Annotated in this window: 11 protein-coding genes; 4 read left to right on the top strand and 7 right to left on the bottom strand. The window is 70.1% G+C overall.

Going from position 1 to position 24779, the window contains the following annotated elements; genetic code table 11:
* Window positions 1–6 precede the first annotated feature (6 nt).
* The 5 genes from BMG523DRAFT_RS03650 to BMG523DRAFT_RS03670 form a co-directional block, all read right to left on the bottom strand.
* On the bottom strand, window positions 7–2328 hold the full coding sequence (locus BMG523DRAFT_RS03650) for a UvrD-helicase domain-containing protein (protein ID WP_043590391.1): 2322 nt from the start codon (window positions 2326–2328) through the stop codon (window positions 7–9).
* Entirely contained in the window at window positions 2325–9053 is a 6729-nt protein-coding gene (locus BMG523DRAFT_RS03655) for a DEAD/DEAH box helicase (protein ID WP_083494736.1), read from the bottom strand. The genes BMG523DRAFT_RS03650 and BMG523DRAFT_RS03655 overlap by 4 nt, the downstream gene beginning before the upstream one ends.
* A complete protein-coding gene (locus tag BMG523DRAFT_RS03660; protein WP_043590392.1) occupies window positions 9050–14200 on the bottom strand; it encodes a hypothetical protein in 5151 nt (1716 codons plus the stop codon). Before BMG523DRAFT_RS03660 ends, BMG523DRAFT_RS03655 begins: the two co-directional genes overlap by 4 nt.
* Window positions 14197–17073, bottom strand: coding sequence for a DEAD/DEAH box helicase (locus BMG523DRAFT_RS03665; RefSeq protein ID WP_043590444.1), 2877 nt, complete (start codon window positions 17071–17073; stop codon window positions 14197–14199). Before BMG523DRAFT_RS03665 ends, BMG523DRAFT_RS03660 begins: the two co-directional genes overlap by 4 nt.
* A 101-nt stretch (window positions 17074–17174) precedes the next feature.
* Window positions 17175–18434: a serine/threonine-protein kinase gene (locus BMG523DRAFT_RS03670; RefSeq protein ID WP_043590446.1), complete on the bottom strand. Its 1260-nt coding sequence runs from the start codon at window positions 18432–18434 to the stop codon at window positions 17175–17177.
* Between the two features lie 417 nt (window positions 18435–18851).
* On the opposite strand from BMG523DRAFT_RS03670, the gene BMG523DRAFT_RS03675 reads away from it, so the two are divergent.
* The 3 genes from BMG523DRAFT_RS03675 to BMG523DRAFT_RS03685 all read left to right on the top strand — a co-directional run bounded on the left by BMG523DRAFT_RS03675 (window position 18852) and on the right by BMG523DRAFT_RS03685 (window position 22228).
* The gene (locus tag BMG523DRAFT_RS03675) at window positions 18852–19238 is read left to right on the top strand and encodes a hypothetical protein (RefSeq protein WP_043590393.1); all 387 of its coding nucleotides are present in this window, start codon (window positions 18852–18854) and stop codon (window positions 19236–19238) included.
* 217 nt (window positions 19239–19455) lie between these two features.
* Complete coding sequence (locus tag BMG523DRAFT_RS03680) at window positions 19456–20439, top strand: intradiol ring-cleavage dioxygenase (RefSeq protein ID WP_023840625.1); 984 nt, start codon at window positions 19456–19458, stop codon at window positions 20437–20439.
* 250 nt (window positions 20440–20689) lie between these two features.
* On the top strand, window positions 20690–22228 hold the full coding sequence (locus BMG523DRAFT_RS03685; protein WP_011434582.1) for a hypothetical protein: 1539 nt from the start codon (window positions 20690–20692) through the stop codon (window positions 22226–22228).
* Window positions 22229–22288: 60 nt separating this feature from the next.
* On the opposite strand, the gene BMG523DRAFT_RS03690 is transcribed toward BMG523DRAFT_RS03685, so the two are convergent.
* Both BMG523DRAFT_RS03690 and BMG523DRAFT_RS03695 read right to left on the bottom strand, forming a co-directional pair.
* A complete protein-coding gene (locus BMG523DRAFT_RS03690) occupies window positions 22289–23062 on the bottom strand; it encodes a glycosyltransferase family 2 protein (protein ID WP_023840623.1) in 774 nt (257 codons plus the stop codon).
* A gap of 201 nt (window positions 23063–23263) precedes the next feature.
* Window positions 23264–24013, bottom strand: a complete 750-nt coding sequence (locus BMG523DRAFT_RS03695; RefSeq protein WP_051623759.1) for a transposase — start codon at window positions 24011–24013, stop codon at window positions 23264–23266.
* A 205-nt stretch (window positions 24014–24218) separates the two neighbouring features.
* Between BMG523DRAFT_RS03695 and BMG523DRAFT_RS03700 the strand changes: the two genes are divergently transcribed.
* Complete coding sequence (locus tag BMG523DRAFT_RS03700; RefSeq protein WP_023840621.1) at window positions 24219–24776, top strand: hypothetical protein; 558 nt, start codon at window positions 24219–24221, stop codon at window positions 24774–24776.
* Window positions 24777–24779 lie beyond the last annotated feature (3 nt).

Here is a 24779-nt window from a genome sequence, read left to right on the forward strand (position 1 = left end):
GCTTCGTCAGTTGCGCAAGCTCGACCCAACGGCGCGACGCCGCGTCCAGGCGGCGGCCAGGAACGGGCTTGGCCGGCCGTGCCAGAAGATCGCCAGTTCGTCGCGGGCGCGGGTCGCCGCGACGAACAGCAGTGACCGGTCTCGTGCCCGTTCCTGCTGGTACCGCTTTGGGTCGACGTCCTGGTACCGCTCGATCACGCCACGGGGCACAAGCCCGGCGCTGGCACCTCCGATGATGATCCGCCGATACTCCAGGCCCTTGAAACGGTGCATGGTGCCCACGTGGACGCCGTCGGCTCGCTTCGGCCCGTCCGGCCCGATCTCGATGGCAGAAATCCCGCTCGCCTCGAGGTGTGTGACGACGTCCTCCACCATCCGTCGAGTCGGCACGCACACGGCGGTCGAACCGTCGCCGGCACTGGTCGAACCGTCGCCGGCGCTCTCCCAGACCCTGATCTGCCCGCTGATGAGCTTCAGTTCATCCGCCCAGGTGACGGCCTCACCGAGCACGGGTTCTCCGCCACTGAGCAGCGACCGGTACCCCGCGAGGTTGTCGTCGTCGCCGTCGAGGTCGTCGTACGTCTCACCGGCAAGCAGCCGAAGCGCTGTCCACAGGATCTGACGGGTGGTGCGGTAGCTCAGCGTCAACTTGGCACTGCGACCACGGATATTCACGCCGAGACTACCAAGCGTGACGTAATTATCGTAGATTCGCTGGTGGGTGTCGCCGACGAGGAAGATGTCGTCCCGACCTGGCGCGACCATGGCCCGCAGCATCTTCCAGTGCGCCGGGTTGAGGTCCTGGGCCTCATCCACGACGACATGCCGATAGCGGTACCTGGGCAGGGAGCCGGAAGCGGTGGGCTGACCGGCCGCGCTCACCACCGCGGCCGCGCGGTCCTGTTCGGTGCGGGCGGCGTATTCGGCTACCTGGCGCCACGTCCACACACCGGCGTCGTCCAGGCGCTTGGTGAAACGTTCGACGAGTTGCCACACCGCGTCGCGGTCGGCTCGGGACAGTGGCCGCCCTCGACCTGGTCGCCGGGCCTTGAAGTAGTCGGTGCGGGAACGGAGCACCTGGCCCAGAACGACCTCGGCCCACTCGGCCGCGAGAAACTCGGCGTCCCACCGTCGTTCACCGACCTCGTCAAGCATCGCGGCCCACTCCCGCACGGCGGCGTCATCGTCGATCGTCCGCCGGCGACGGCTCGCCCCGGCCTCACCGACAACCCGGCTCGCGAGCTTGTCGATGTTGACGATATCGACCCGATCGACGAGGTCGGGGCCGACCAGATCGAGGAACCGGGCCCGCAGGTCGGCGGCAAGGTTGCGGTTGAACGTGGTGAGCAGGATCGGCTTGTCATCGCCCGGCGGCAGCCGGGCGGCGAGGTGCCCGGCCCGGTGCAGCGCGACGATCGTCTTCCCGGTTCCCGGCCCGCCGCTGACCCGCGCCGGTCCGCCGTAGACCCGGTCCACGAGCTGGCGCTGGGTCGGATGCAGGAAGACCTGCCACCGCGCGAACGACTCGCCCAGCACCGCCTGCAGCGCGGCATCGTCGCTGGTCACCTGGGTCGCCGGCCGGGCAACCGCCGCAGCGAAGTCCTCCGGGTCGACCGGGCTGTCGGCCTTCACCGGCACGGTGACGTGTTCGAGTACTTCTTCGACGCTCTTGCCGTCGTGCAGCGCCAGGAGCACGTCGGACGTGAGCTGCGGGGCGACCTCGGCGAGCCCGAGCAGCTCGTCCTCGTCAACGATCCGTCTGATCAGCGGAAGCAGGGCCGGAACCACACCGAGGTCGACCAGGTCCTGGTCGGTGAAGGCCTCGAACAACGGCCGTTCGACGTCCTTCTGGCCGCCCGGCTCCCCCCCTGCGGTGTCGCCGACTCCCGGCGCCGGCTCTGGCCTGACCTGGGCGGGCCTGACCCGGGTGTGGGTCAGCTGCCGTTCCGGCGGCAACAACCGGCCGACGATGCTGTCACCGACGGCGGACAGGTCCACGACCTCGATGCCGCCGGTGACTCGGTTGATCTGGTAGGAATACTTGTCCTCGATGCCGTCGTAGACCTCGCTGCGGTGCTTGACCGACACAAGCAGGTAGTCCTGGTTGCCCACGTGGAGCAGCAACGCGCGATGATCCTTGCCGATCCGGGCGGAGAACAGCCGAGAATTGCCCTTGAGTCGCTTGAAGTGCAGGCTCGGGGTGTTCGGGTTCTGCCGGAAGGCGCTCTGAAAGTCGTAGACGCCGCCTTTCTCAGCCCGGGTGAGCTTGAGGATCTCCTTGTCGGCCCGATCCAGGATGCGAAGTGTCACCTTGGCTTGGTCGGTCACGACTGGCTGTCCCTCCGTGAGCCGAGTGGACCATCGATCCTTGATGCGGGGTTCGTTGCGGGGTTCGATGTGAGGTTCGAGGCGGGGTTCGATGTGAGGTTCGATGTGAGATCGGACGCCTGCCATTCGGACGCGGTCCGCACCAGCCAGCCTGCCGCCGCGTAGGCGGCGTCGCGTCCCGAGCCTTCGGGGTCGCCCGGCCCGGCCGCGGTGACGACCCCGATCCTGGCGGCCGGCCAGGCCAGCTCCGCCTGCCAGGCCGCGTCCCCGAGTTCGTACCCGACCTCCGGTACCGGCACATCCCGCGCCGCCAGCTCCCGCACCAGCTCGACCAGCCCCGGCTCCGTCGCGGTGATCAGCCTGAGCACCGCCTGCCACGCGGGCCCGACCGGCTGCTGCTGCTGCTGCGCCGGGCCGGTTACCTCGACAGCCGCCCCGGGATGCGCACCGGACGACGTCCCGATCCAGACCGAGGTCTCGGCATCGAGCTGGACCGACCGACGCACCGACAGCGCACCCGATCCCGCCGCGACCCGGAGCAACGACGGGTCGAACTCGCCGAGGGTGCTCCGCGCGAGCTGGACGCCGTCGCCGCCCCCGGAGTCAAGGAACTGCAGCAGATTGCTCCAGTACAGCCAGGCGGCCCACCGCAGCCGGTGGGCATCGGTGTCGTTCGCGACGGTCGCGGTGCGGTCGTCGACGAGCACGAGTGCGGTCCACACGGGTGGCCCGCCGTCGCTCTGATCCGCGACCACGACGACCGGGCAGTGGTGGGCGTCCTCGACGCGGACGACCGTGACCGGTCCGGCCGTCCCCGGGCGGGTCGTCGGCCGTCCGGGGACGGCCGGACCAGCGGTCGGTCCGGCGGTCAGCGCCTCCCGTACCGCTGCCGCCGCGCCGCCGCGGCTCGCGGTGGTCCGCGAGCCAGGCAGGTTGAGCAGGCCGGCCAGCGCCGCGACCGTCCGGGACCGCCAGAGCTCGGCGTCGGGATCCCCGAGGTAGGCGAGCAGCAGCTCAACCGGGTTCGCCCACACCGTGCCGGCCAGTTCCCGCACATCTCGGCCGGTCAGGAGCCGGTACAGGTCCCGGGCGCCGGCCTGGGCGTTGCCGGCGTACGGTGGCCAGACCGGCGGCTGCGCCACCGGCCGGCCGCACCAGGCTTCGACGTCGTCCCAGGCCAGTTGGAAGACCACGATGTCATGGGCACGCAGCAGCGTTCGTTTGTCCGCGTCGTCGGCGATCCGGTTGTGCTCCTTCGAGGCGTGGTAGCTGAATCCGTCGAGGTACACCGCGACAGTCGACGGGGCCGCGTCTACCCGGACGAACAGCGCGTCTGGTCTGGTCCCGTGAATGGTGTTCTGCAGCCTCAACTGCCAGTGGACGACCTGCCCGTCGGGCCGGCTGATGCGCAGGTCGGCGGTGCGTGCGCCATGGGTGTCGGCGGTGCGGGTCACGGTCGCCCGGCTTCCGGGACGGGCGCCCCAGTCGAGCAGACCGGCTAGGAACCGCGCTTCGAGTTCACTCTCGACCTGGTCGAACAGCGAGATCTCGTCGGTACGCTGGCCACCGACGACGTCCCACCCGTCCAGCAGGGAACGCAGCATCGCCACCGCGTAGAACCGGCTGATCAGCTGGAACTCGTCGTCGCGGGCGTCCCGTAACAGGCACCGGTGGCATGCCACGCGTCCTTCCTCGGCGCACCGGCAGCTCTCGACGGCCCGCAGCGCGGCGGCGAGCACCTCCCGGAAGCTGTCGGGGTCGGAGAGCCGATGCAGGTAGCCGGTGCCGCCGGGCTGGGTGTCGTGGACGACGAGGAACCGGCGCACGTGCCCGGTGCCGTGCTGGCCGCCGTCGGGCATCACCGCCCGAACGATCCGCAGATGATCCGGATCGCCGCCGTAGCGGGCCGCGATGCCCAGGCGAAGCGCTGCCGCGAACGAGGCCATCCGTTCGTCGACGGCGGCGGTGACGGCCGGGACCAGGATGCGGATCGCCTCGGTGCGCAGCTCGTGCGCCAGGATGAGCGGGACGTGCCGGGCCGCCGAAGGGGAACGCCGGTACGGACACCACCGCCGGTGGTGCTGAGCCTCGCGCGGAACCGTTCCCGGCATCGAGGTGGCGGTGGCCGCCACGGGCAGGCCACCCTGGCCTGCCACCGCGGTGGCCGGGCTCGGCGGCGGGCCGTCCTCCGGGGTACCGCCGCAGGTGACGCAGGCGTGGAAGGGATTGAGCCGAACCTGGGCGCCGCCGAAGACGTCGCCGGCCGGCCGGTCGTACCGCGCCGGGCCGAGGTTGAACTCCCGCACCACGGCCGTCCGGGTGTAGTCGATCCCGAAGGTGATGCCGGTGTGCCGCCACGACCGCAGCACCTGCTGGGGGTCGACGTCCACCGTGTGGGCCATCGAGTATGCCCGGACGACGCGGTCCTCGGCGTCGTCCCGGATACGCGCGTCATCGCGGCGGTCAACCGCGGTCACCTTGCTGGGCCGTAGCACCTGGTACAGGTTTCCCGAGTCGGCGATGCCGCGGCTGCCGCAGCGAGGGCAGGCGCTCGGGTCCTGGATGGCGTGTTCGGTGCGCACGTGGCCGCAGGCGGGGCACACCCGCCAGTGTTCCCAGGCCGGGCTGTCCGGCGTGCCGATCTCAAGACCGCTGATCTCATGCTGGTATCCCCGGACGTAGTAGATGTTGCCAGGTGCGATCTCACGCAGCGCCTGCCGGGCGGGGCGCGGGTACTCGCGGACCTCGCTGTGGTATCTGCGGTCGTCGGGTCCTGACCCGCCGTCTTCCCACGTCAGGGTCGCTTCGAGCATGGTGTTGGTGTCGATCAGGGCGTAGTTCGGCAGCAGTCCGAACTCGACGAGTGTGGCGTGCGCCGAGGCCCGGCCGATCTCGGCGACCCGCTTTCGGACGGCCCGCTGCTCGGCCCGCAGACCGCGGGCCTCGCGCTTCTGGTCGGGGTCGGAGTCGGCAAGGGCGTCGGTGGCGGACGAGATGGCCGCCAGCCGGTGACGCAGGCCGTCCAGCCGGGCTTCCCAGGCGGCGTCCACGCGGGCCAGCGCACCCTCGATTCCGCCGATTCCGCCGATTCCGCCGGCTCGGTCGGTCGCGAACACCCGCAGTTCACCGGCGGCCTGCGCCGTGACGTCGTCACCGAACAGCGACAGGAACACCTCGACAGTGTCGGCGCCGGCCCGCTTGGCCGCGGCGCCGAACGACGACAGCCAGCCGGTCGGGCCGAACAGGGCGCCGGCCCGGCGCGGCAGCGGCAGCACGCCGGGCAGCTGGCGACGCGCCGCCAGGTCGATGAGGTGCGCGACATACTGGCGCCGCAGGATCTCGACCGCGGACAGGTAGCAGCCCGGCGGGACGATCTGGCCAGCGATCATCTCGCGGGGTTCGGTGAGGTAGTAACGGTCCCGGGCGCGGTTGGCGAGCAGCGTCAGCACGAACGCGTTCCCGCTACGGCGGCCCGCCCGCCCAGCGCGCTGCACGTAGTTCGCGGGCGCAGCCGGTAACGACGCGAGCAGCACGGCCGACAGCTCCCCGATGTCGATCCCGAGCTCCAGCGTCGGGGTGCAGGACAGCACGTTCGGGTCGGTGTAGCGGGTACCGTCGAGGAACTGCCGTTCCACCTGTTCGCGCTGCACGCGGGTGAGGACGCCGGTGTGCTCGCCCGTCACCACCCGGAACACCCCGCCCCCGAGGTAGAGCCGACGGTAGTAGTCGCCCACGGCGGCGGCGTCGGGCGCGGCGGTGAGGTGACCATCGCAGCGGTACCGCTGGCAGGGCTGCCCGACCCAGCCGGCGACCCGTTCCGGCGGCACGGTCTGCGCCCAGGAGCAGGAGTCGCAGCGGATCCCGGCCAGCTCGGCCGCGGAATCGTCAAGCCGGACGACCCGAACGTGGCCGGGTTGCAGCCCGAACACCGAAAGTGTCGGGTCGGCGGTGAGCTGGTGGCTGCGCAGCACGCCGGCACCGGCGAGTTCGGGCAGCAGACGGCCGAGGAACTCGTGGACGGCCTCCCGGTCGAGCCCGCCCAGGCACCGTCGCGCCCAGTCCTGGTACCAGCCGCCGCGCGCGGTGAGCAGGTCGAACTCGCTGTTGCGCCGAGGCCCGGACAGCAGGAATGCGGGCGCCGAGAGGCCCTCCGGGAAAGCCGGCATGCCGGCGGGCCGGCCACCCCAGACCATCCACCGGCGGCCGCCCTGGGCGAGGTAGCCGGCCAGCCAGGTGTGGCGGACGCCGCCGCGGACGCGCAGCCGTTCGAGCACACCCCGGACGAAGGCCTCCAGCCGTGCCTCGTCGGGCAGGCTCCCGGCCGGGAGCTGCGCGGCCCGGCCGGTGAGCAGCAGGTCGCGGCACAGGGCGGCGACCTTCCCCGGTTCGTCGAGCACGACATCGGCGGCGACGGTGCGGGTGAGCTCGAGCGTGCGGCCCTGGCGGGAACGCAGGCCGAACTCGAGCACGGTGGCGAACCCCAGCCGGTCAGCGACCAGCCGCCAGGTGCTGCGGCTGCCGGTGTGCTCACCGGACAGCAGGGCGTCGATACCGGGTGAGTCGTGCAGGTCGGGCGGGATGATCGCGGCAAGGGTGTCGCGGTCGGTGGCGGCGGCCACCAGGTCGGCGACGACGGCGTCGAGAGTCACCGGCTGGCCGGGTACCAGTTGGGCGGCGAGCAGCGAGCGCAGCGAGAAGGTGAACGAGCGGTTCGCGACGAAACCGGCCCGGTGGGCGGCGTCCTGCACCGAGTCGTTGAACAGCAGGGTGCGCCGTTCCCGGCCGGCCAGCTCGCCGCCGGTGAACAGCTGGGTGACGGCGACCGAAGCCAGCGTCGCCAGGCCCGCACCCAGATAGCGGATGCCCTGGTCCAGCCCGCAGGCCGGGCAGCGGTCCAGGCTGGCCGCCCGATCGTCCCCGAGATCGGCGAGGACGACCACGTCGTTACCGGAGTCGTTGCCGGAACCGGAACCGTTGCCGGAACCGGAACCGGAACCGTTGCCGGAACCGGGGCGGTCGGCCCGGGCGCGGTCCTTCGCCGGGTCGAACGGACGGATGCGGCTGCCGGCGGAGTCGAGCACGAACAGGCCGCGGCCGGTGCCCGCGATCTCGCCCGGGGTCGCGGCGAGCAGGGCGCGTACCCGCCGCTTGTCCCGGCCGACGCCGGCCCGGTAGATCTTGGCCGGGTCGGTGACGAGTTCGTGCGGATCGCGCTCGGGCGAGATCGCCGACCAGCCGGACCGGCCGCAGTGCCGGCAGTAGACCGCCGGGAGCAGCGCCTGACTGGTATCCGCGACCGCACCGTCGGCCTCGGATGCGTCGGCGACGGGTACCCGGCGGGGGTCGCCGTCCCACAGGAAGGTCGGCTGCCGGGCCACGCCTCGCAGCAGCCGCGACACCGCCCGGACCCACAGGTGCGTCTCGACACCGAGGAACGGGCGCTCAGGCCGGTCCGGGTCGCGGGCCATCGACAGCAGCCCGACGAACCGGGCCAGTCCGAGCGCGGCCACCTCGGGTTCGTTCTGCAGGGCGAGGCCCCAGCGGTAGGCGCCCCGGCGTGGGAGCAGTTCCAGGATCTCCGCCGCGGTCCTGGGCTCGTCACCGAGCAGACCCAGCACCGCGTGGGTGAGGATGTGCCGCTGGAGATGCCGGCCAAGCACAGCCGGGTCGAAGGTGTCCACGCCGAGCACGGCCGCCACGGTCCGCCGCAGCGACCAGGTGTCCCGGGCCGGGTCGGGAATGCTCGCGAGGTCCGCCGGGTCCGGCAGCGGCAGGTTGTAGTCGACCGGGCGGAGAATCTCCTCCGGGCGCTGACGGTCTTCGCCGATCAGCGCCGCCTCGTCGAAGACGGTGCCGAAAACCTGGCCCGCGACGCCGCGGATGGCCGCGCCGCCGTCGCTGCCCTGGCCCTCGCCGAGGGTCGCCGAGGTGGCGACCGGGCAGGCGGCCCCGAGCGGACGGCCCGGCTCGGCCTGGCCGGTGACGGCGCCGAGCCGCCGCAGCAGCATCGCGACGTCGGTGCCCTGGGCGCCGTCGTAGGCGTGGAACTCGTCGAGCACGACATACGCGAGCTCGGCACCCTCCCACAGCGGCACGTCGTCGGCCCGCTGCAGCAGTTGGTCGAGCATCTTGTAGTTGGTGACCAGGATGTCCGGCGGGTTGCGGCGCATCTCCGCGCGGGAGGTCATCACCCGGGCGTAGGTCGTCTCCGCCACGTCGCCGACGTACAGCCCGGCGGTCACGTGTTCCAGGCCCGGCCGGGCGAGGAACTCGTCGATGCGCTGCGTCTGGTCGGAGGCCAGCGCGTTCATCGGGTAGAGCAGCAGCGCCTTGACGCCGCGCCGGCCGGCTCGGCCGGCCCGCTCGCAGTGATCCAGGACCGGGACAAGGAAGGCCTCGGTCTTGCCGGAGCCGGTGCCGGTGGTCACCAGCGTCGGCTCGGCCGGGGAATGCAGGGTGCTCAGCCGCTCGAACGCCCGGGCCTGGTGTTCGTAGGGCGTCCAGTCCCCGCCCGGATGCCACTGGAGGTGTCGTTGCCAGCCGTCGGCCGCCGGCCGGAACGGGATGCGGACACGCAGGTACGGCCCGCGGTAGATGCCGTGCTCGGGATGCTCCAGAAAGCGCGCGAGCGCGGCCCGTTCGTCCGCGTCGGCGAGGGCGAACGTCGTGGTGAGGAACTGCGTCAGGTTGCGCCGCAGGCTGTCGGCGGCGAACGTCGGCCTCATCCGCCCGACTCCGGTGGCTCAGGCTCCCGCCAGCCCGCGTCCCGGGCGGCCCGCAGCCGGGCACTGAACGCGGCGTGCGCCTGCCGCATCTCCGCCTCCCGGTCCGCCTTGTGGAACGGGGCAGCATACCCTTCCGGCGGCGGCTCGTGACGAGGGTCCTCCAGGTGCTTACGCAACTGGACGTAGTGCTCCTTGGCCTGGCCGAACCCGAACGAGTTGCGGTCGCCGCATATCTTGCGACCGGCGAGATCGAACCAGGTGTCTTCCTCGTAGGCCTGAAGCTGGGGGAAGCGCGCGAGGTACAGGGCGGCGAGCTGATCCGCCGAGATGTTCATCATCACCGAGACCAGCGCGTCCAGCTCGACCAGCGCCGCCCGCCGCGCCAGCTCGGTCCGCAGCGGCGACCGCACGTCCCACTCCGGCCGGACGTCACCGAGCGGTGGAGTGTTCGGCGTGGGGATCACCCAGCCGTCGTCACCCCAGGCCTGGTCGAACACCTCACTCCACAGCGGCGCGTAGGCCGACGTCAGGCAGTTCAACCGCAGCGTCCGCAGCAGGATCGCCCCGGCCAACGGATGGTCCACAATCGGCGCCGGCAATATATTGGCGTCAGTTACCTCAAGGTCGCTACGCCCTGTTACTCGTACAAAATAGTCCACCGCCAATGCGGACCAGAATCCTGCCGTAAGAGCCGTTTCTCGATTCGAATCCAGGGACATGCTGTGTACTGCATGGATGTGCGCCGGCCCTGGTGGAATCAGGGCGACGAAATGGCTGCGGAACGTATTGTTGGCGATTCGCCGGCGCCAGGCGACTCGGAAGAAGTCCGTGTAGGGCCGTCGCGCTCTCCCGCGAAGGTAGGCGGCTACCGCCTCGTCGTCGATGGCGACGGGATCGGCATCCGCGGCGGCAGCGAGGGCGCGACGTGCATCATTCACGGCCGCCGGAGAGCCACGCAACTCCTCAAGGTATGCGTGGTCGAGCCAGCGGTCCTGGGCGGCACGGAAGGTCTCGATGTCGGTTGCGCGCCGGTAGTCGGTCGTCGGCACGTAACCGGCGTCCAGGTAGCGTGGATCGACCGGTTCGTCGTAGCGCCCGGTGCGGGGAGGCTGCTTCGCGACCGGGGTGGCCAGCGAGAACTGTGGGCCGCGGAGGACTACCTCCGACCAGTCCTTCGGACCGGCGAATTCTTCCTCGATGAGCCGGGCCTTCTTGGCGCCGGACTCGTGGTAGCCAGAGCTGATCCTCGGGTTCACCTGGCCGAGCCGGTGGGCCCACCTAGTGAGCGCCCCGATGGCCGACTGCTCCTCGACCGTGACCGGGTAGAGCAGCCGGGCGGTGTCGGGGGGGTGGTCGCTTTCGCCGGTCAGACGCATCCAGTCCGTGAGTACGTCATCGGTGACGGTGACGATACGGCCGGTGTGGGGCCGGAGGTCCCAGGTGCCGTCGTACTTGATGCCCGGCAGTGGGCCGCTCCCGTCGTGGTCGAGCGAGGCCGTGAGCGTCTCCGGCCCGAACAGCCAGCTCAGGTGCTGGAAGTGGATGGGCTGGTGGTGGCCGTAGATCTGGACTCCGAACTGACGGCTCCAGTCAATCTCCGGGAAGATCAGACGTTGGTTCTGGAAGTGCCCGTGCAGCCGCAGGTGGTGGTAGGTGGCGGCGCGCAGCGTCACCTCCTGCGCTCCCGCGAAGTGTGAATCGGGGTGGATCAGGCCGGAGATCCCAGGCGGGCTGGCATGCCGCCAAACCTGGATCATGAAGGCCCGGTACAGGTTCGGCTGCGAGCCGGCCAGCAGCGGATAGGTGGCCGGTGAGGCGAGGGATGCGACCATGGCCGCGTTCGCCGACAACTCGGCGAGATAGCTCTCCCGCGCCCGCCGGTCGTCCAGTTGCGTGTCCTTCCGGGTCCGCCTGTTCTGGAAGCCGGCCGCCTCGTTGAGCATGAACCAGGGGTCGTGTTCGGCGAGGACGACGTTCTCCTCCCAGCGCGGGCGGACCCAGGGCGGGTTGCCGACCTGGAGGTCGAAACCGCCCCGGGCGAAGGCCTGGGCGAACTCCACCTCCCAGTGGAAGAAGCCTCGCCGGTCGGCGATCTCCTCGGCGGTGGCGAGCCACGGGAAGCGTTCCGCCAGGCTGGTCGGCTCGTCCTGTCCGACCCACGGCGCCAGCTCGTTCTCGTACTCCTCCAACTCGTCAAGGGTGGTGAAGCGGGAGACGAACGCGTCGTCGGGGATCTCGTTGCGGCCGATCAGCGCCTCGGCGAAGGCGAGCCAGTCGTCCAGGGTGGCCAGCGGCACGAGTCGCCGGAGCCGTTCGACCAGCTTCCTGTCCGGCCGCGGCGCGTTCCGCGGGGCGGTCGACGTTGTCGAGGCGGCGACATCCGGGTCGATCTGCTGGTCCTCCTCGAAGATCGAGCGCGACTCCCACGTCGCCGGCTGGCCGACCGGGCCGGGGTCGGCGGGCGGTTCGGGCGCGGCCCGGGTGACGACAATCGGGTTCGCGGCGTACTCGTCGGCCGAGCCGTCGAGCATCCCGGCTTTGTCCAGCGGCCAGAACCACAGCGCGCACCAGACGTCCATCAGCGTCTTGAGCCGCCAGAACGGGGTGCCGGGATAATCGAGGTCCTTACGCACCTTGTCGCGCGGGATCTTTCCGTCCACCGGCGGCAGGTCGCCGGCACCCCAGACCTTGATGTCCCGGCGGATCTCCGCCTCGGAGATCTCCAGCCGCTGCCGGACCAGGCCCCACAGGAACTCGACCCGCCGCGCCAGGGCCTCCAGCCGTCTGACCTGCGGTGAGACCTTTCCCTTCGTCGCCGGCGACTTCGTGATGCTTCGGCGCCACGCCGCCAGCGCCTTGGCCTGGTTCGGCGCCAGCGCCTTGGCCTCCGGTTCCTTCGCGACCGCGCCCCAGCCGTCGGCCGGCAGCAGGAAGTGGTGGACCGTCCTCGGCGGCAGCTCACCGGCACGGAACGGGTGGTCGGTCGGCGCGGTGTGCAGCCAGGCCCGGTCGGCGAGCTGGTCGCGGGGGTAGAGACGGCGCCCGGCCCCGATCAGCGAGTTGCCTCGCCGCAGATGCAGGCCGAACCAGGGCGCCTGCAGGCCGGCGTGCATGACGTTGAGCCACAGCGAGATCTCGGCGAGCTCGACGGCAGTGCTGTTCAGGTCGACGCCGTAGCTGTTGTGCAGGGCGATGTACGCCTTCGTGCGCTGCAGCTCGACAGCGTAGCGCTCCGGGTCGAGGCGCTCCTGCCGCTCGTGCTGTGCTCGTTTCAGGTACTCGGCCGCGACCTGGTTGATCGCCTCGTTGAGGAAGGCCCCAGAACCCAGCGCCGGTTCACAGATCGTCCAGTCGAGCAGTTCGCGAGACCTGGTCTTCGTACCATTCTGGTCGAGCCGGTGGCGCAGCGCGAGCTGGACGGTGACCTCGGTCAGCGACGGCGGGGTGTAGTACGAGGCGCTGGTCTGCCGGTCCCGGCCGGCGAGCCGGTAGACGAACGAGCCCTTCGGGTACCGCACGCGCGGGCCGGTACGCCGGCCGGTCTCCTCGCTCAGGTGTCGGACGAACACCTCGTCCGCATACTCGTCGATCTTCGACGCGGGTACCATCCAGCTGCCGTCGGCCGGGTCGCCGCCCTTGGCGACCTCGTAAAGCTCCTCGCTCGCGATGAACCCGGTGTAGGACATCAACCCTTCGTAGACGGCACCGAGCTGGTTGATGCCCAGCTGAGCGTAGGAGATGAAGCCGCCGCGCCGGCCCTTCCCCCGCCGCGGCCCCTTCTTCCCCCGCGTCAGCATCAGCAGCCGCAGCACCTCGTACAGGCAACCGTTACGCAGCCGAGTATCAACCGTCGGACCGTCGGTGCCCTCCCGCGCCGGGACGGGCAGCGCGCGGCTGATCAGCCGCACCGCGTCCGTCGCGAACAGCTCCGAGCGCAGCGGCTCGAACCGCAGCCCCTCCCCGTCACTCTTCGGCTGACCATCGACCGGTCGGTAGCCGGTGTTGACCATCGTGAACAGCAGGTCCAGCGACTCGTACAGGTAGAACCGGTTGCGCGCGTCGTCGCCGGTGGGCCGGCGCCGGGCCACCAGGTCACCGAGTCGGGCCAGGCTGTACCCCTCGACGTATTCAGGGTATTCGGCAGGGAGCACACCCAGCTCCGGTCGCGCCTCGGCGTACAGCAGGAACAGGATGCGGTAGAGGTAGCGTAACGACTCCCGGGTGAGTTGGCGACCGAGCTCGTCGGGCGCCATGATCTCCTCCGGGTGGATTCCGGCGTCGCGCAACCGGGCGAGCACCTCGCCGGCGATGTGCTCGACGGACAGCCGCAGCCCCTCCCGCAGCTCGGACGAGACCCCGGCGGCCTGCCGCCGCGACCCGGCGACCAGCTCGGCCAACGGCTCCGGGCCGCCCTGCGGCGGCGGTCGCAGCGCGTCGGCGCCGAACAGCGCCGCGATCACGTCCAGTTCGCCGCCCGGCCGGGTGTCGTTGCGGGCGAACGCCACGTCGAAGCTGACGGCCAGGTACCGGCCCTCACTCCAGGTGTGCCGGTCGGCGAGGGTCACCACCCCGCCGTTGAGGATCAGCACGTAACGCGGTGCGCCCCTGTCGGCGGCGAACAGGTGGCTGGCCAGTTTCGTGCCGTGCTCGATGCGTTCGCGGTTGTCCAGCTGCACCGGGTCGAGCAGCTTGCCCCCGCCGTCCGGATCGGCGGCGGCGTCGATGTCCGCGGCCCAGGCACATTCGACGGCGACGACGCCACCGCCCCCGAGGCCACCGTCCCCGGCATCGTCGACCAGGCCACCCCCGGCGTACACCACGGGAACGACGCTTTCGGACCCGGCGCGAGTCACGGTGACGACCTCGCGGCGTGGCTCGAACCCCAGCGCGGCCAGCACCTCGTCATGTAGCTGGAGAAGCTCCTTGCGGCGGTGCTCGGCGTCCAGCCCGTCGACTCCCACGGCCGCCGGCTTGCGGGCGAAGTACTCCGAACGCAGTCTTCTGACTCCTGTTCGCGGGCTCGCGGCGGCCTTCTCCTGGTCCGCCCACCGGGGGACCGCGGTCTTGCGGATCTCCTGGGGCAGCACCTCGGTCAGGTAGTACGGCGACAGGTACTCACCTCGGTTCGTCAGTGCCTCGAAGCTCACCGGCCAGGCTCCAGGACCGCGAGCACCCGCAGCAGCGGCTCGCCTGAGGTCTCAAGACGATCAACGATCTTGATTTGTTCGACCACGGTGTCCTCGACGTCCTTCTTGCGCCGGGACCGACCAGCCGCCGGCAGCAGGATCGTCGCCGAGCGGGTGTCATCCTCGTCGAGCAGGCTGCGCTGCCGCCAGGTGCGGAGCATCGCCCGGTAGGCCTCCAACGGTGCCGCGATGCTGGCGTCCCAGTGCATCCGCTGGCGCTTCAGCTCGCGGGCCGCCGCGGCAACCGCCGCTGGGACCAGCCGTTGCAACCCGTCGAGGTCGATCTCGGTGGGAGGGTTCGTCATCGCCGGGCCAACCCCCGCCTCTTTCAGTACCTGTTCCATCTCCTCCACCCGAGGCTCGTCCGGCAGGCCGGACACGGCCATCCACCGCACCACGGTCGGCTGGCCGACGCGGTTGCAGTAGATGCCCTGGACCAGGAACACCGGCTCGGTGACCTCGGCGACGAGGACCGGTGCCTGCTGGCGGCCGAGCCGAACGAGCACCTTGTCGACCAGCCAGTCGACAACCGGGTGGATCTCGCTGACGAAGCCCACATCCGGCCAGGAGGTCCTGGTACGCCGACGGGCCTCAGTGAGCTTGGCGTCGGCGAAGTCCCGGTCGAACGTCAGTCTCAGCCGGAGCACTCCGTCGGCCGAGCGTTGGTCCGCCAGGTACGAGCGGGGCAGGTCCGACAGCCGGTGCTCAAGGTCCTCGGGGGCGTCGAAGGACAGCAGGCCGGGCTCGCGCCGCAGCGCCAACGCGGTCTCCGGGTCGTCGGCGAACACCTCGCGCAGCGCCTCGTCCACGAACTGCTCGGTGGCGCCGAACAGCGTCGGCAGCTTCGCGCGCGCCGGCGGCGGTGCGACCTGGGGGCCGGACCCGCTGAGCAGGTTCGCCATGACCGACGCTGCGGTCCGTGGCACGAGGGCCTCCTCCACCGGGCGGCCGGCGACGAGGTTGCGCACCATGCGCTGTTCTTCCAGCTCGGCGCGGAACTCGCCGGTCACCGCTTCCGCGGTGCCCAGGGTGCGATGCGCCTCGTCCTCCCGCCGGAGGAGTTTCTCGGCGACGGCGGTGTCGTCCTTCGCCCCGTCGACCGCTGATGTCAGCACGATGGCCCGGAACTGCGGCTCGTGCTTCTGCCCGTACCGGTCGATGCGGCCGTTGCGCTGCTCGATCCGAATCAGGCTCCACGGCAGATCGTAGTGGACAAGGTGGTGACATTCGCGGTGCAGGTTCACGCCCTCGGACGCGATGTCGCCGGTGAACAGCAGGCGCAGCGGGTTTCCCCCGAGGGAGAACTGCTCGACGATCTCCTGCTGCGCGGTGTCCGTCAGCCCACCGTGCAGGACCTTCACCGCGGTTTCGGTCGCCTTCGCGGAGAACCCGAGCGCCGCGGGAACGACTACGGACAGCCAACGCAGTGTCCTGATTCGTTCCGAGAACACCACGACGCGGGTGTTCGACGCCGGGCCGGCGCCGATCTCACGGAGCTCCCGGAGAAGCCGGGTGAGCTTGGCCGGAGCGGTGTCCGCGCCAGCCCCCGGACCGCCAGGGTTGGCCGGGATGGCGCCCGCCAGCTCGCGTAGCCGTTCGAGTGCCGCCCGCTCGGCGGGGCTCGTGCAGCTCTTCGACGCCAACCGGTTGTCGACCGTCTCGATGAGCGCCAGGTGGGAGGACAGAAACGCCTTCACCAGGGTGTAGGGAAACAGCCGCCGTTCCTTGCCAACGACGGCCGGGTCCGGCTCGCCCGAAGCGGGCAGCCAGACGGCCGCCAGCTCGGCGAAGACCTTCTCCTCCGCGGGTGTCGCCGGGCACCGGCAGGAAATCGACGGCGCCCGGGGCGCCCACTCGTCCGCGATCTTGTCGGTCACCTCCCGGTCCGCCTTCGTGCGGCGGATGTAGTAAGGGTCGATCTCGTCGCGGGTGTAGTCCTTGATGTCGGTGACCGCCGTCGGCTCCAGCAGCCGGACGAGTTCGGCGAACGACTGCTTGTCACCGTTGTGCGGGGTGGCGCTGGCCAGCACAAGCGCGTCCGTCCGAACGGCGAGCAGCTTCGCGAGACGGTTGCGTAGACTCGTCTCGCCGATCAGGTTGTGGGACTCGTCAATCACCACGGCGTCCCACGTCGTGTTCCTGAGGTGGTGCTCGTACATTCCCACGTCCTTCAGCGTGTCGATCGAGACGATCACTCGCTTGAAGTACGTGAACGGATTACGGCCCGCCGGGATCTCCTGCTGGATGCGCTGGATACCGAGCGAGTCCAGCCGGACCAGCGGCAACGCGAAGCGCGTCCACAACTCGTGCTGGAACTGCTCGAGCACGTGCTGCGGGGTGACGACGAGGATGCGGTCGCCGCGCCCTCGCCGCACCAGCTCGGCCAGGATCAGTCCGATCTCAAGAGTCTTGCCGAGACCGACGACGTCCCCGATCAGGATGCGTGGCCGCAGCCCGGCCAGCGCCTTCTCAGCCGGGCGCTGCTGGTAGTCGTGGGAGTCCAGGAGGAACCCCTCGGCCAGTGCCAGTCCCTTCTCGGTGCGGGGAAGCGGGGTACGGCGCAGGACCGCCTCCAGGTAGAGCCGGCTTCGCCGGAACGTCGGCGTGGTGTCACGCACCAGCTTCGTGCCCTCGGGGCGCAGCACCTCGATGTGCTCCAGCCCGTCGAGGAAGACGGCCTCCTCGTCCTGGACGAACTCGGACGCCCCGACCACTCGCAGCAGGTACCCGTCGTGGTCGGTCAGGGTCACCCGGCGGACCAGCCACTCTTCGTCCCGGACCAGGACTCGCGCCCCCGCCGCGTACCGTGCCCCGGGTTCTGCTGCCGCGACCACCCCTGCACCTTTCTCCACCGTGAGCTCTCCGCTGTGAAGCGTCGCCTCGTCTTCGCCGTGAGACGCCGTCACGCTCGACCGTGTGCCCGACGCGCCAGTATTCAGAACCGGGCGTCCCGCGCGTAGTCGGCTCGCAACTCGCGGACCAGCCACGACACGTCCACCGTGGGCTCTACACCCGGACTCGGGCGACCCGGCCTCGGGCGGCGTTTCGATTCTGGCCCGTGGACTGTCGGGCCGTTGCCTGCGGGGTCCGCCGGGCCCACCGTTACGTCACCCCCGGCACGGTCACCCCCGGCACGGTCACCCCCGGCACGGTCGTCGCCGGCACGGTCGTCGCCGGCACGGTCGTCGCCGGCACGGTCGTCGCCGGCACGGTCGTCGCCGGCACGGTCGCGGTCACTGCCACCGTGGTAAACCCCCTCGCCGTCGACGACCGGGTCGGCCAGCGAGTCAGGAAGCGAGAGGGCAGGAAGCGAGACTGGCGATGTAGCCGGGTACGTCGTCTGGACGAAACGCTGGCGCAGCACGGCCGCGGGTACGGCGGTCGTCGCGAGCATCGCCGCTGCCACCGCCATGAGCTCGGGCCGCGCCACCGGGTCGAACGCCACCATGCCGGCGACGAGTGGCGCGAGCTCGGCGGGGACGGCACTCAGATCGGGGAGTGTATCCGGGTCCATGACGGCGTTCAGGACCGCTACCACGGGGACCGACGGATAAAGCAGCCGCCCGGTCGCCGCGAAGGCGAGGGTGGCCCCCAGCGCGTAGACGTCGGCCGCGACAGTGAGGTCCCGTCCGTCCCGGGCCTGTTCGGGAGGCATGTAGGCGATCGTGCCGACGATGCTGCCCGGGTCGGTGAGATGCGCTCGGCGGTTCGCAAGCACGGCGAGGCCGAAGTCGAGAATCTTCGCACCGTCCGGGCCGAGCATAATGTTCTGCGGCTTCAGGTCGCGATGCAGCAGCCCGACTCGGTGCACCTTCGAGAGCCCCTCACACAGCATCGCGGCGAGGATGGCCACCAGATCTGGTCCCAACGGCCCATGAAGCTCAACATGTTGGGCGAGTGTGCGGCCCGGTACGTACTCAACTGCCAGCCAGGGCGGATCGCCCTCCAGATCGGCATCCTCGAAGCGGGCGACCCGCGACCCGAACACCATCCGAAGGTTGTCGACCTCGTCCCCGAAACGCTGACGAGTCGCCTGGTCGGGTAAGACGTCCGGTCGGACGATCTTGACGGCGACCTTCTCGGCGGCCGGGGAGACGCCAAGGTAGACCTGTCCCATTCCACCGGCGCCCAGGCACTCGACCAGCGTGTAGGGACCGGCCTTCCGCGGGTCGGACGGCTGGAGGGCAGGCGTCATGATCGTGTCCCCCAACATCGACCGGCGCAGGTAGGCGTAACCGGCAGATCTTACCGAGTGGTCATCTTGGATTGCGCATTGCATCCGGCGGTCGTGCTGAGTCGAGCCGGCAGACGACGGCAAATGACAGCCCGGATGAGCGCGTTTTCTCGGCGTTCGGCTTCTCGGCGTTCGGCGGCGCACGCTCGATATAGGGCACCTGACCTGCGGTGACGTCCGTCGAGGGCGCCCACAGCCGGATTTACTCCTCGTCGATTGAGCTCCCGGGTGCTTCGATGCGCGGGTCCGACTGCGTTCGGGGCCCGACTGCGTTCGGGGCCCGTCCGTTCAACAGCCCGCGGTCACGACTCAACGGCCCGCGGTTGTGACCGCTCGCTTGCCCGTGCACCCGACACCTCCCTGCTCCGAGGAGCCGACATGAAGATCCTGACCGCGACCGCGGCCACCCAGGGCCAACGCGACAACGACTTCAACCACTGTGCCGAAGGGGAACTGGTATGGCTCGGTCTGGTCTGCGCGATCGACCGGGCGGACCCCGACGGCGGATGTGGCTGTGGGCGGTCGTTCACGGGACTGTCCTCGCGCCTCGCGACGACGACGGCGATGGTTCGCGACATCGCCGAGATGAGCCGGAGCTCCTACGCCGAGGCGCTACGGGCAGGCCTAGCCGCGCAGAGGTGGCACGCCGTCGGCTCCGAATCGCTGGCCGACGAGCTGACCCGGCTCGTCAACGGCTGGCCGGCAGGCGCCGTCGTGGAACGACGGCTGGACATCGTCACCGTGCGCGAGTGGACCATCCCGTAGTCAGCCTCAGCCCCACCGGTACCGTCATGCGGCCCGATCCGTGCCGGCCGGCCCGTGCCGGCCGGCTCGTGCCGGCCGGCTCGTGCCTGCCGGTCTTCCCGCCGCCGCCGTGACGGGGACCTGGCGCGCACAGCCGAGGCACAGCGGACGCACAGCGCGGGCAAAAACTGTCCCGCCATGGTGAAGGCGCAAGATCAGTCGATTTCAGGGAGAGCGCATGGCGGACTACCAGCGGGACGGCCGGAGGCCGACGTACGAGGGGCGTCCCCTGCCCCGGCCCGAGGAGGAGGCCGTCGACCAGGGACTGGGCTTCGACCTCGGCACGCTGCTGAGCCGGCGGCGGATGCTGACCTTTCTCGGCCTCGGTGCCGCGACGGCGGGCCTGACTGCCTGCGGAACAGGCGGGGCCGAAGCCTCGGGATCGTCCGGCTCCACCGCGTCGCCCAGCACGTCGTCATCCGCCTCGACCAGCGGGGCGTCCGGGGAGATCCCCCAGGAGACGGCTGGCCCCTACCCGGGCGACGGTTCCAACGGGCCGGACGTGCTCGAGCAGAGCGGCGTGGTCCGCAGCGACATCCGGTCCAGCTTCGGCGGAGCGACCGGCACCGCCGAGGGCGTTCCCATGACGCTGGAGCTGACCATCACCGATCTCGCCGACGGCGTCCCCTTCGCGGGAGTGGCCGTCTACGTGTGGCACTGTGACCGCGAAGGCCGCTACTCGATGTACACCAACGGCATCACCGACCAGAACTACCTGCGCGGCGTCCAGATCGCCGACAAGGCCGGGAAGGTACGCTTCACCAGCATCTTCCCGGCCTGCTACAGCGGACGCTGGCCACACATCCACTTCGAGGTCTACCCCGACCAGGCCAGCATCACCGACGCCACCAAAGCGATCGCCACGTCCCAGGTCGCCCTGCCGAAGAACGTCTGCGACCAAGTCTACGCGCAGCAGGGCTACAAGGCGTCGATCGCGAACCTGTCTCAGGCCAGTCTCGACAGCGACAACGTCTTCGGGGACGACGGTGGCGCCCGCCAGCTCGCCACCGTGACCGGCAACGTCACCAGCGGCTACACGGTCTCCCTCGCCGTCGGCGTCGACACCACGACCACCCCGTCCAGCGGCCAGCCCGCCGGTGCGCCCGGCGGCCAGCCACCGTCCGGCGGGCCCGGCGGGCGGCCGCCGGGTGCGCCGAGCTGACCCACACGACGCATCGGGAGGACACCCCGTCGTCACGGCCAACCCCCTCCGGTTCACGGAGTCGAACTCGACGATCCCGGTGGTCGAGAGGTCTCCGGGGACTCGGGGGACTCGGGGGCTGGGGACTCGGGGGGCTGGACAGGTGCGTGGGTGCACAATGGCGCTCTCGACCTCGGGGGCGACTCACGCATCGCGGGTTGGGGGAAATCATAGGTCGGGGAAATCGTGGGTTGGGGGAAGGAGAGCCGCGATGTCCGTACCGGAGGTGCCAGCGCCGGACGAGCTGGTGATTAGCGTGGAGGCTCCGGAGCCCGTTCGGGACGACCTCGGCCTAGAGTTCACCATCGAGTCCGACGTGGATGTCGCCCATCCGCTCGTGACGATCGGTGATTCGCTCACCCATGGCTTCCAGAATCTGGCGGTCCGCAACACCGACCGGTCGTGGCCGGCTCTGCTGGCCGAGGCGATGGGGGTGACGCCGTTTCGCTATCCGGTCTATCCCGGGCCGGATGGCTGCGCCGGCCTCCCCCTCAACATGGAGGAGTTGCTGCGCCACGCGGACACCATTACCAAGGGCCGGCCGCTACCGGCGCACGCGCTACGCCTGATAGTCGCGCTGTACACCCAGGCGCGGGGGGTGCAACGCTACTGGGGCTTCGGCCCGGGCCGGCTCCCCGTCGAGCAGGCGGAATTCAACCACAATCTCGCAATCTACGGTTGGGATGTCCGCGACGCACTCTCGAAGAACGTCGGCTGGTGCCAGGAACAGCTGGCCGAGCGCCCCGCCCGCCGGTCCTGGAATCCGCGCAGGCTCCTGGTCCAGAACGACGGGCCGATCGCTGCCCTGCGTGCCCTGGCCGGCCCCGGCGACCCGGGTACCACCCAGCTGACGGCGGCGCGGCAGCTCGGTGCCGAGGGCGTCGGCACGCTCGTGGTCGCTCTCGGGGCCAACAACGCGCTGTCCAGCGTTCTGCGGCTGCGGCTGGTCTGGAGCGGAGACAACTTCGCCGACCTGAACGGGAAGAAGGCCTACACGGTATGGCGCCCCGCCCACTTCCAGCAGGAGTACGACCAGCTCGTCACCGAAATCGAAAAGGTGGGAGCCCGGCATGTCGTGCTGGTCACCGTCCCCCACGTCACCGTCGCACCGCTCGCCCGCGGGGTCGGCGACAAGCCGGAAGGCTCGCGATACTTCGCCCGCTACACCTACGCCTGGATCAGCGACGACCAGTTCGACACCGCCGACCCCTGCCTCACCGGGACGCAGTGCCGGCAGATCGACAGCGCCATCGACATGTACAACCAGGTCATCATCGAACACGTCAGGGCGCACCGGCAGGCCGGTGACGACTGGCGGGTCTTCGACCTGTGCGCCCTGCTGGACCGGCTCGCCTACCGCCGCTATCTCGACGACCCGACCACCCGACCGAGCTGGTGGAACCGGTACGGCCCCTATCCGCTACCCCAGGCACTCCGCGAGCTGCACCCCCGGCCCGACACCCGATTCTTCCTCTCCGACGCCCGGGGTCGTACCCAGGGAGGTCTTATCGCGCTCGACGGCGTCCATCCCACCAGCATCGGCTACGGCATCATGGCCAGCGAAATGCTCGCGATCCTGGCCCGCGCGAACGTACCCGGAGCCGTGGGCGCCACCATCGACTTTGCTGATCTCCTGCGTCGGGACACCCTGGTCAGCAACCCGCCCGCCAGCCTCGGCGGCGACTTCCGCACCCTCGGCTGGCTACAGCACCGGCTCCAGCTGTTCGCCGCGCTCACCGAACTCTGGTAAAAACCGAACTCTGGTGAACTCAGCCTCTTTGCTCGTGGACCACGAATGCTATTCAGCCGATCATCCCACACGGCCCTGCTGGTTACCGCTCTTCCCAGGGGGGTCCGCCGGCGAGTAGGGCGGCACACCGCCAGATGAGCAAATATTGCCCTCCGAAAAATTGCCGTTCTGGCGGGAACGCTGTGCGTCGTGGCGTCGGTAGCGCAATGTGGGGACGTCGAGCAGTATTCCGGTGGCGAGGGCGGAGCCGGCAATGAGGGTCGCGGTGTCCTCGACACCGCGCAGCGCCGCCCATCCCCCGACGACGAGGAGCAGGTTTCGGCGCCACATCACCCCGGCCGGATGCACGGGTGGCAGGGTGCGGTCGGGTAAGGCGGACGCCCACGCGACGGCCAGCGCACCGCGGGCCAGCGGCCCGGCGGGCACTGCCAGCGGCGCGGTGCGCAGGGTGCCGTCAGCGTGCAGGTCGCGGGCATGGCCGACCGCGTAGCCTGCCGCGGGATGGGCGGCGAGCGCGCCGCTGAGGTCGGCGAGCGCGCCGGGTTCGAGCTCATCGTCGGCGTCGAGGTTCTGGACCAGCGGCGCGGTGCACGCGCCGAGGGCGATGTTGCGGGCGACCCCGAGGCCTTCCTGGGTGCCGTGCGCGGCGATCCGGACCCGGCCGTCGTCCGCCGCTCCGCAGGCGGTCAGCACGTCGAGGACCTCGTCGGGCGACCCGTCGAGGTGAACCCGCCATGTCCAGTGGGGATGGCTCTGCCGGTGCAGCGAGTCCCACGCCGCGGGCAGGTAACCCGCGTACTCGGCGTGTACCGCGGTGACCACATCGACCCGCATGTTCGCAGTATGTACCGATCCGCCCCGCAGCCGTGTGGTACATATCCGGAGAAGATCTGACGGAGGGGGCACATGGACGTCGCATCGATCAATGCGCGGCTCGGTCAGGCAGCCTCAGCCGACTCCCGCGAGTTGGACCGGGTCTGCGAGGACGTCGCCGCCGAACTGATCGACGCGAACATCGAACCTCCCTTCCGGGTCTCATCGGCGGACTTCGTCACCGACCCCTGGCTGATCTGCGCCGACCGGTACTGGCGCCGCAGGTTCCTGCGCGAGTCCACCGTCGAGGGCGGCGTTCTTGCGTAGTCGGGTGGTCCAGGTCACCGGGGCGGGTAGGGTGCGTAGCTCGTCGCCGGCGTAGGCGGCGTCGGCGACGGTGTGGATCGTATGTCCGGGCAGTGCGGTGGCCAGTTTCTCGACCATGCGGGCGGCCAGCCACAGCCGGGAGGCCGATGTGGTGTCCTTGCGGACCAGTCGGGCCATCACCGGCAGACAGATCTGCCGGTCGAGGCAGGGTAGGGTGACGATGATTCCGGCGAGGACCCAGTTGTTGCCGTAGCCGATCTGGCGGGTGTCGACGGCCGAGCCGTCGTGGAACCAGCTCGCGGCCCAGACCTTGGTGCCTCTGCGGTGGAACAGCGTGTCGTCGACCGCCACGGTCACCGGTGCCCCGGCGGGGATCAGGAGGCGCACCGCCAGCCGGGCCAGGGTCACCCCGAGCTCGTCGGCGGACCAGACCGCGGCGGAGAAGAACCGGTGCGCCCGGTCGTGCGGCCACACCCGCGACAGCCCGGCGCCGACGAGCATCCCGCACACCGTGCGCCGGCCCGTGGCCGCGAGCATCCCGGCCACCAGGGCGCGGAAAACCCGGAAGGTCGGCACGGTGAAGCACGGTCGGAAATCAGCCAGGAGAACGGCCAGGGAAAACGGTACAGTGACATCCGGGAGCATCGGCGTCCACTCATTCGAGCTGGTTTAGGAAGCGTCGATGCTCCCGCCATCAGCCCGTCGGGAAGCCTGCTTCCTCTACCGGCACGCCGCAGCCGTGCCACACCCGGACACAACTCGTCCCATCAATAGGTTAAATCAACTCGCCTCGCTAACCACCGCGAGACGATCAAGAAAACTGCGAAACTCTAGCCTCCAGGACCCGCAGATGTACGTGCTCCGGACGGGGCTGGAGCGGCTGCTGGCCGCCTACGAGCCCAATCCCGCGTTGATCATGGATGGCAGGTACGACATCCTGACCGCCAACCGCGGTGTCCAGGCACTGCTCGGGGACCTTCCAAAATTCCTGCTCGAACCGCCGATGAATGCCATAAGGATCACCCTTCACCCGGAAGGGCTAGCTCCCCGGATCCGTAACCTTTCCGAGTGGCGCGCACACTTGCTGGAGCGTATCGACCGACAGGTCACGCTACGGCCATCGAGTGAACTCAAGGAATTGTTCAACGAGGTCTCGGCGTACCCGGCGCCTGGTTCGGACGGAGACGGCCAGGCGCACGCCTCCCTCGGCGCGGAGCATTACCCGCTCGCGCTGCCACTGCAGATCCAGGCAGGCGAAACGATCCTGTCTCTCATCTCGACGGTCACCACGTTCAACACGCCTATGGACGTGACCGTCTCCGAACTGGCGGTAGAGACTTTCCTGCCAGCCGATCCGGAGACGGCACAGGCGCTTCAGGTCGCCATGAAAGGCGCACCCGTGGTATGAGCC

This window comes from Frankia sp. BMG5.23 (genome assembly GCF_000685765.2).
GTDB lineage: Bacteria > Actinomycetota > Actinomycetes > Frankiales > Frankiaceae > Frankia > Frankia casuarinae.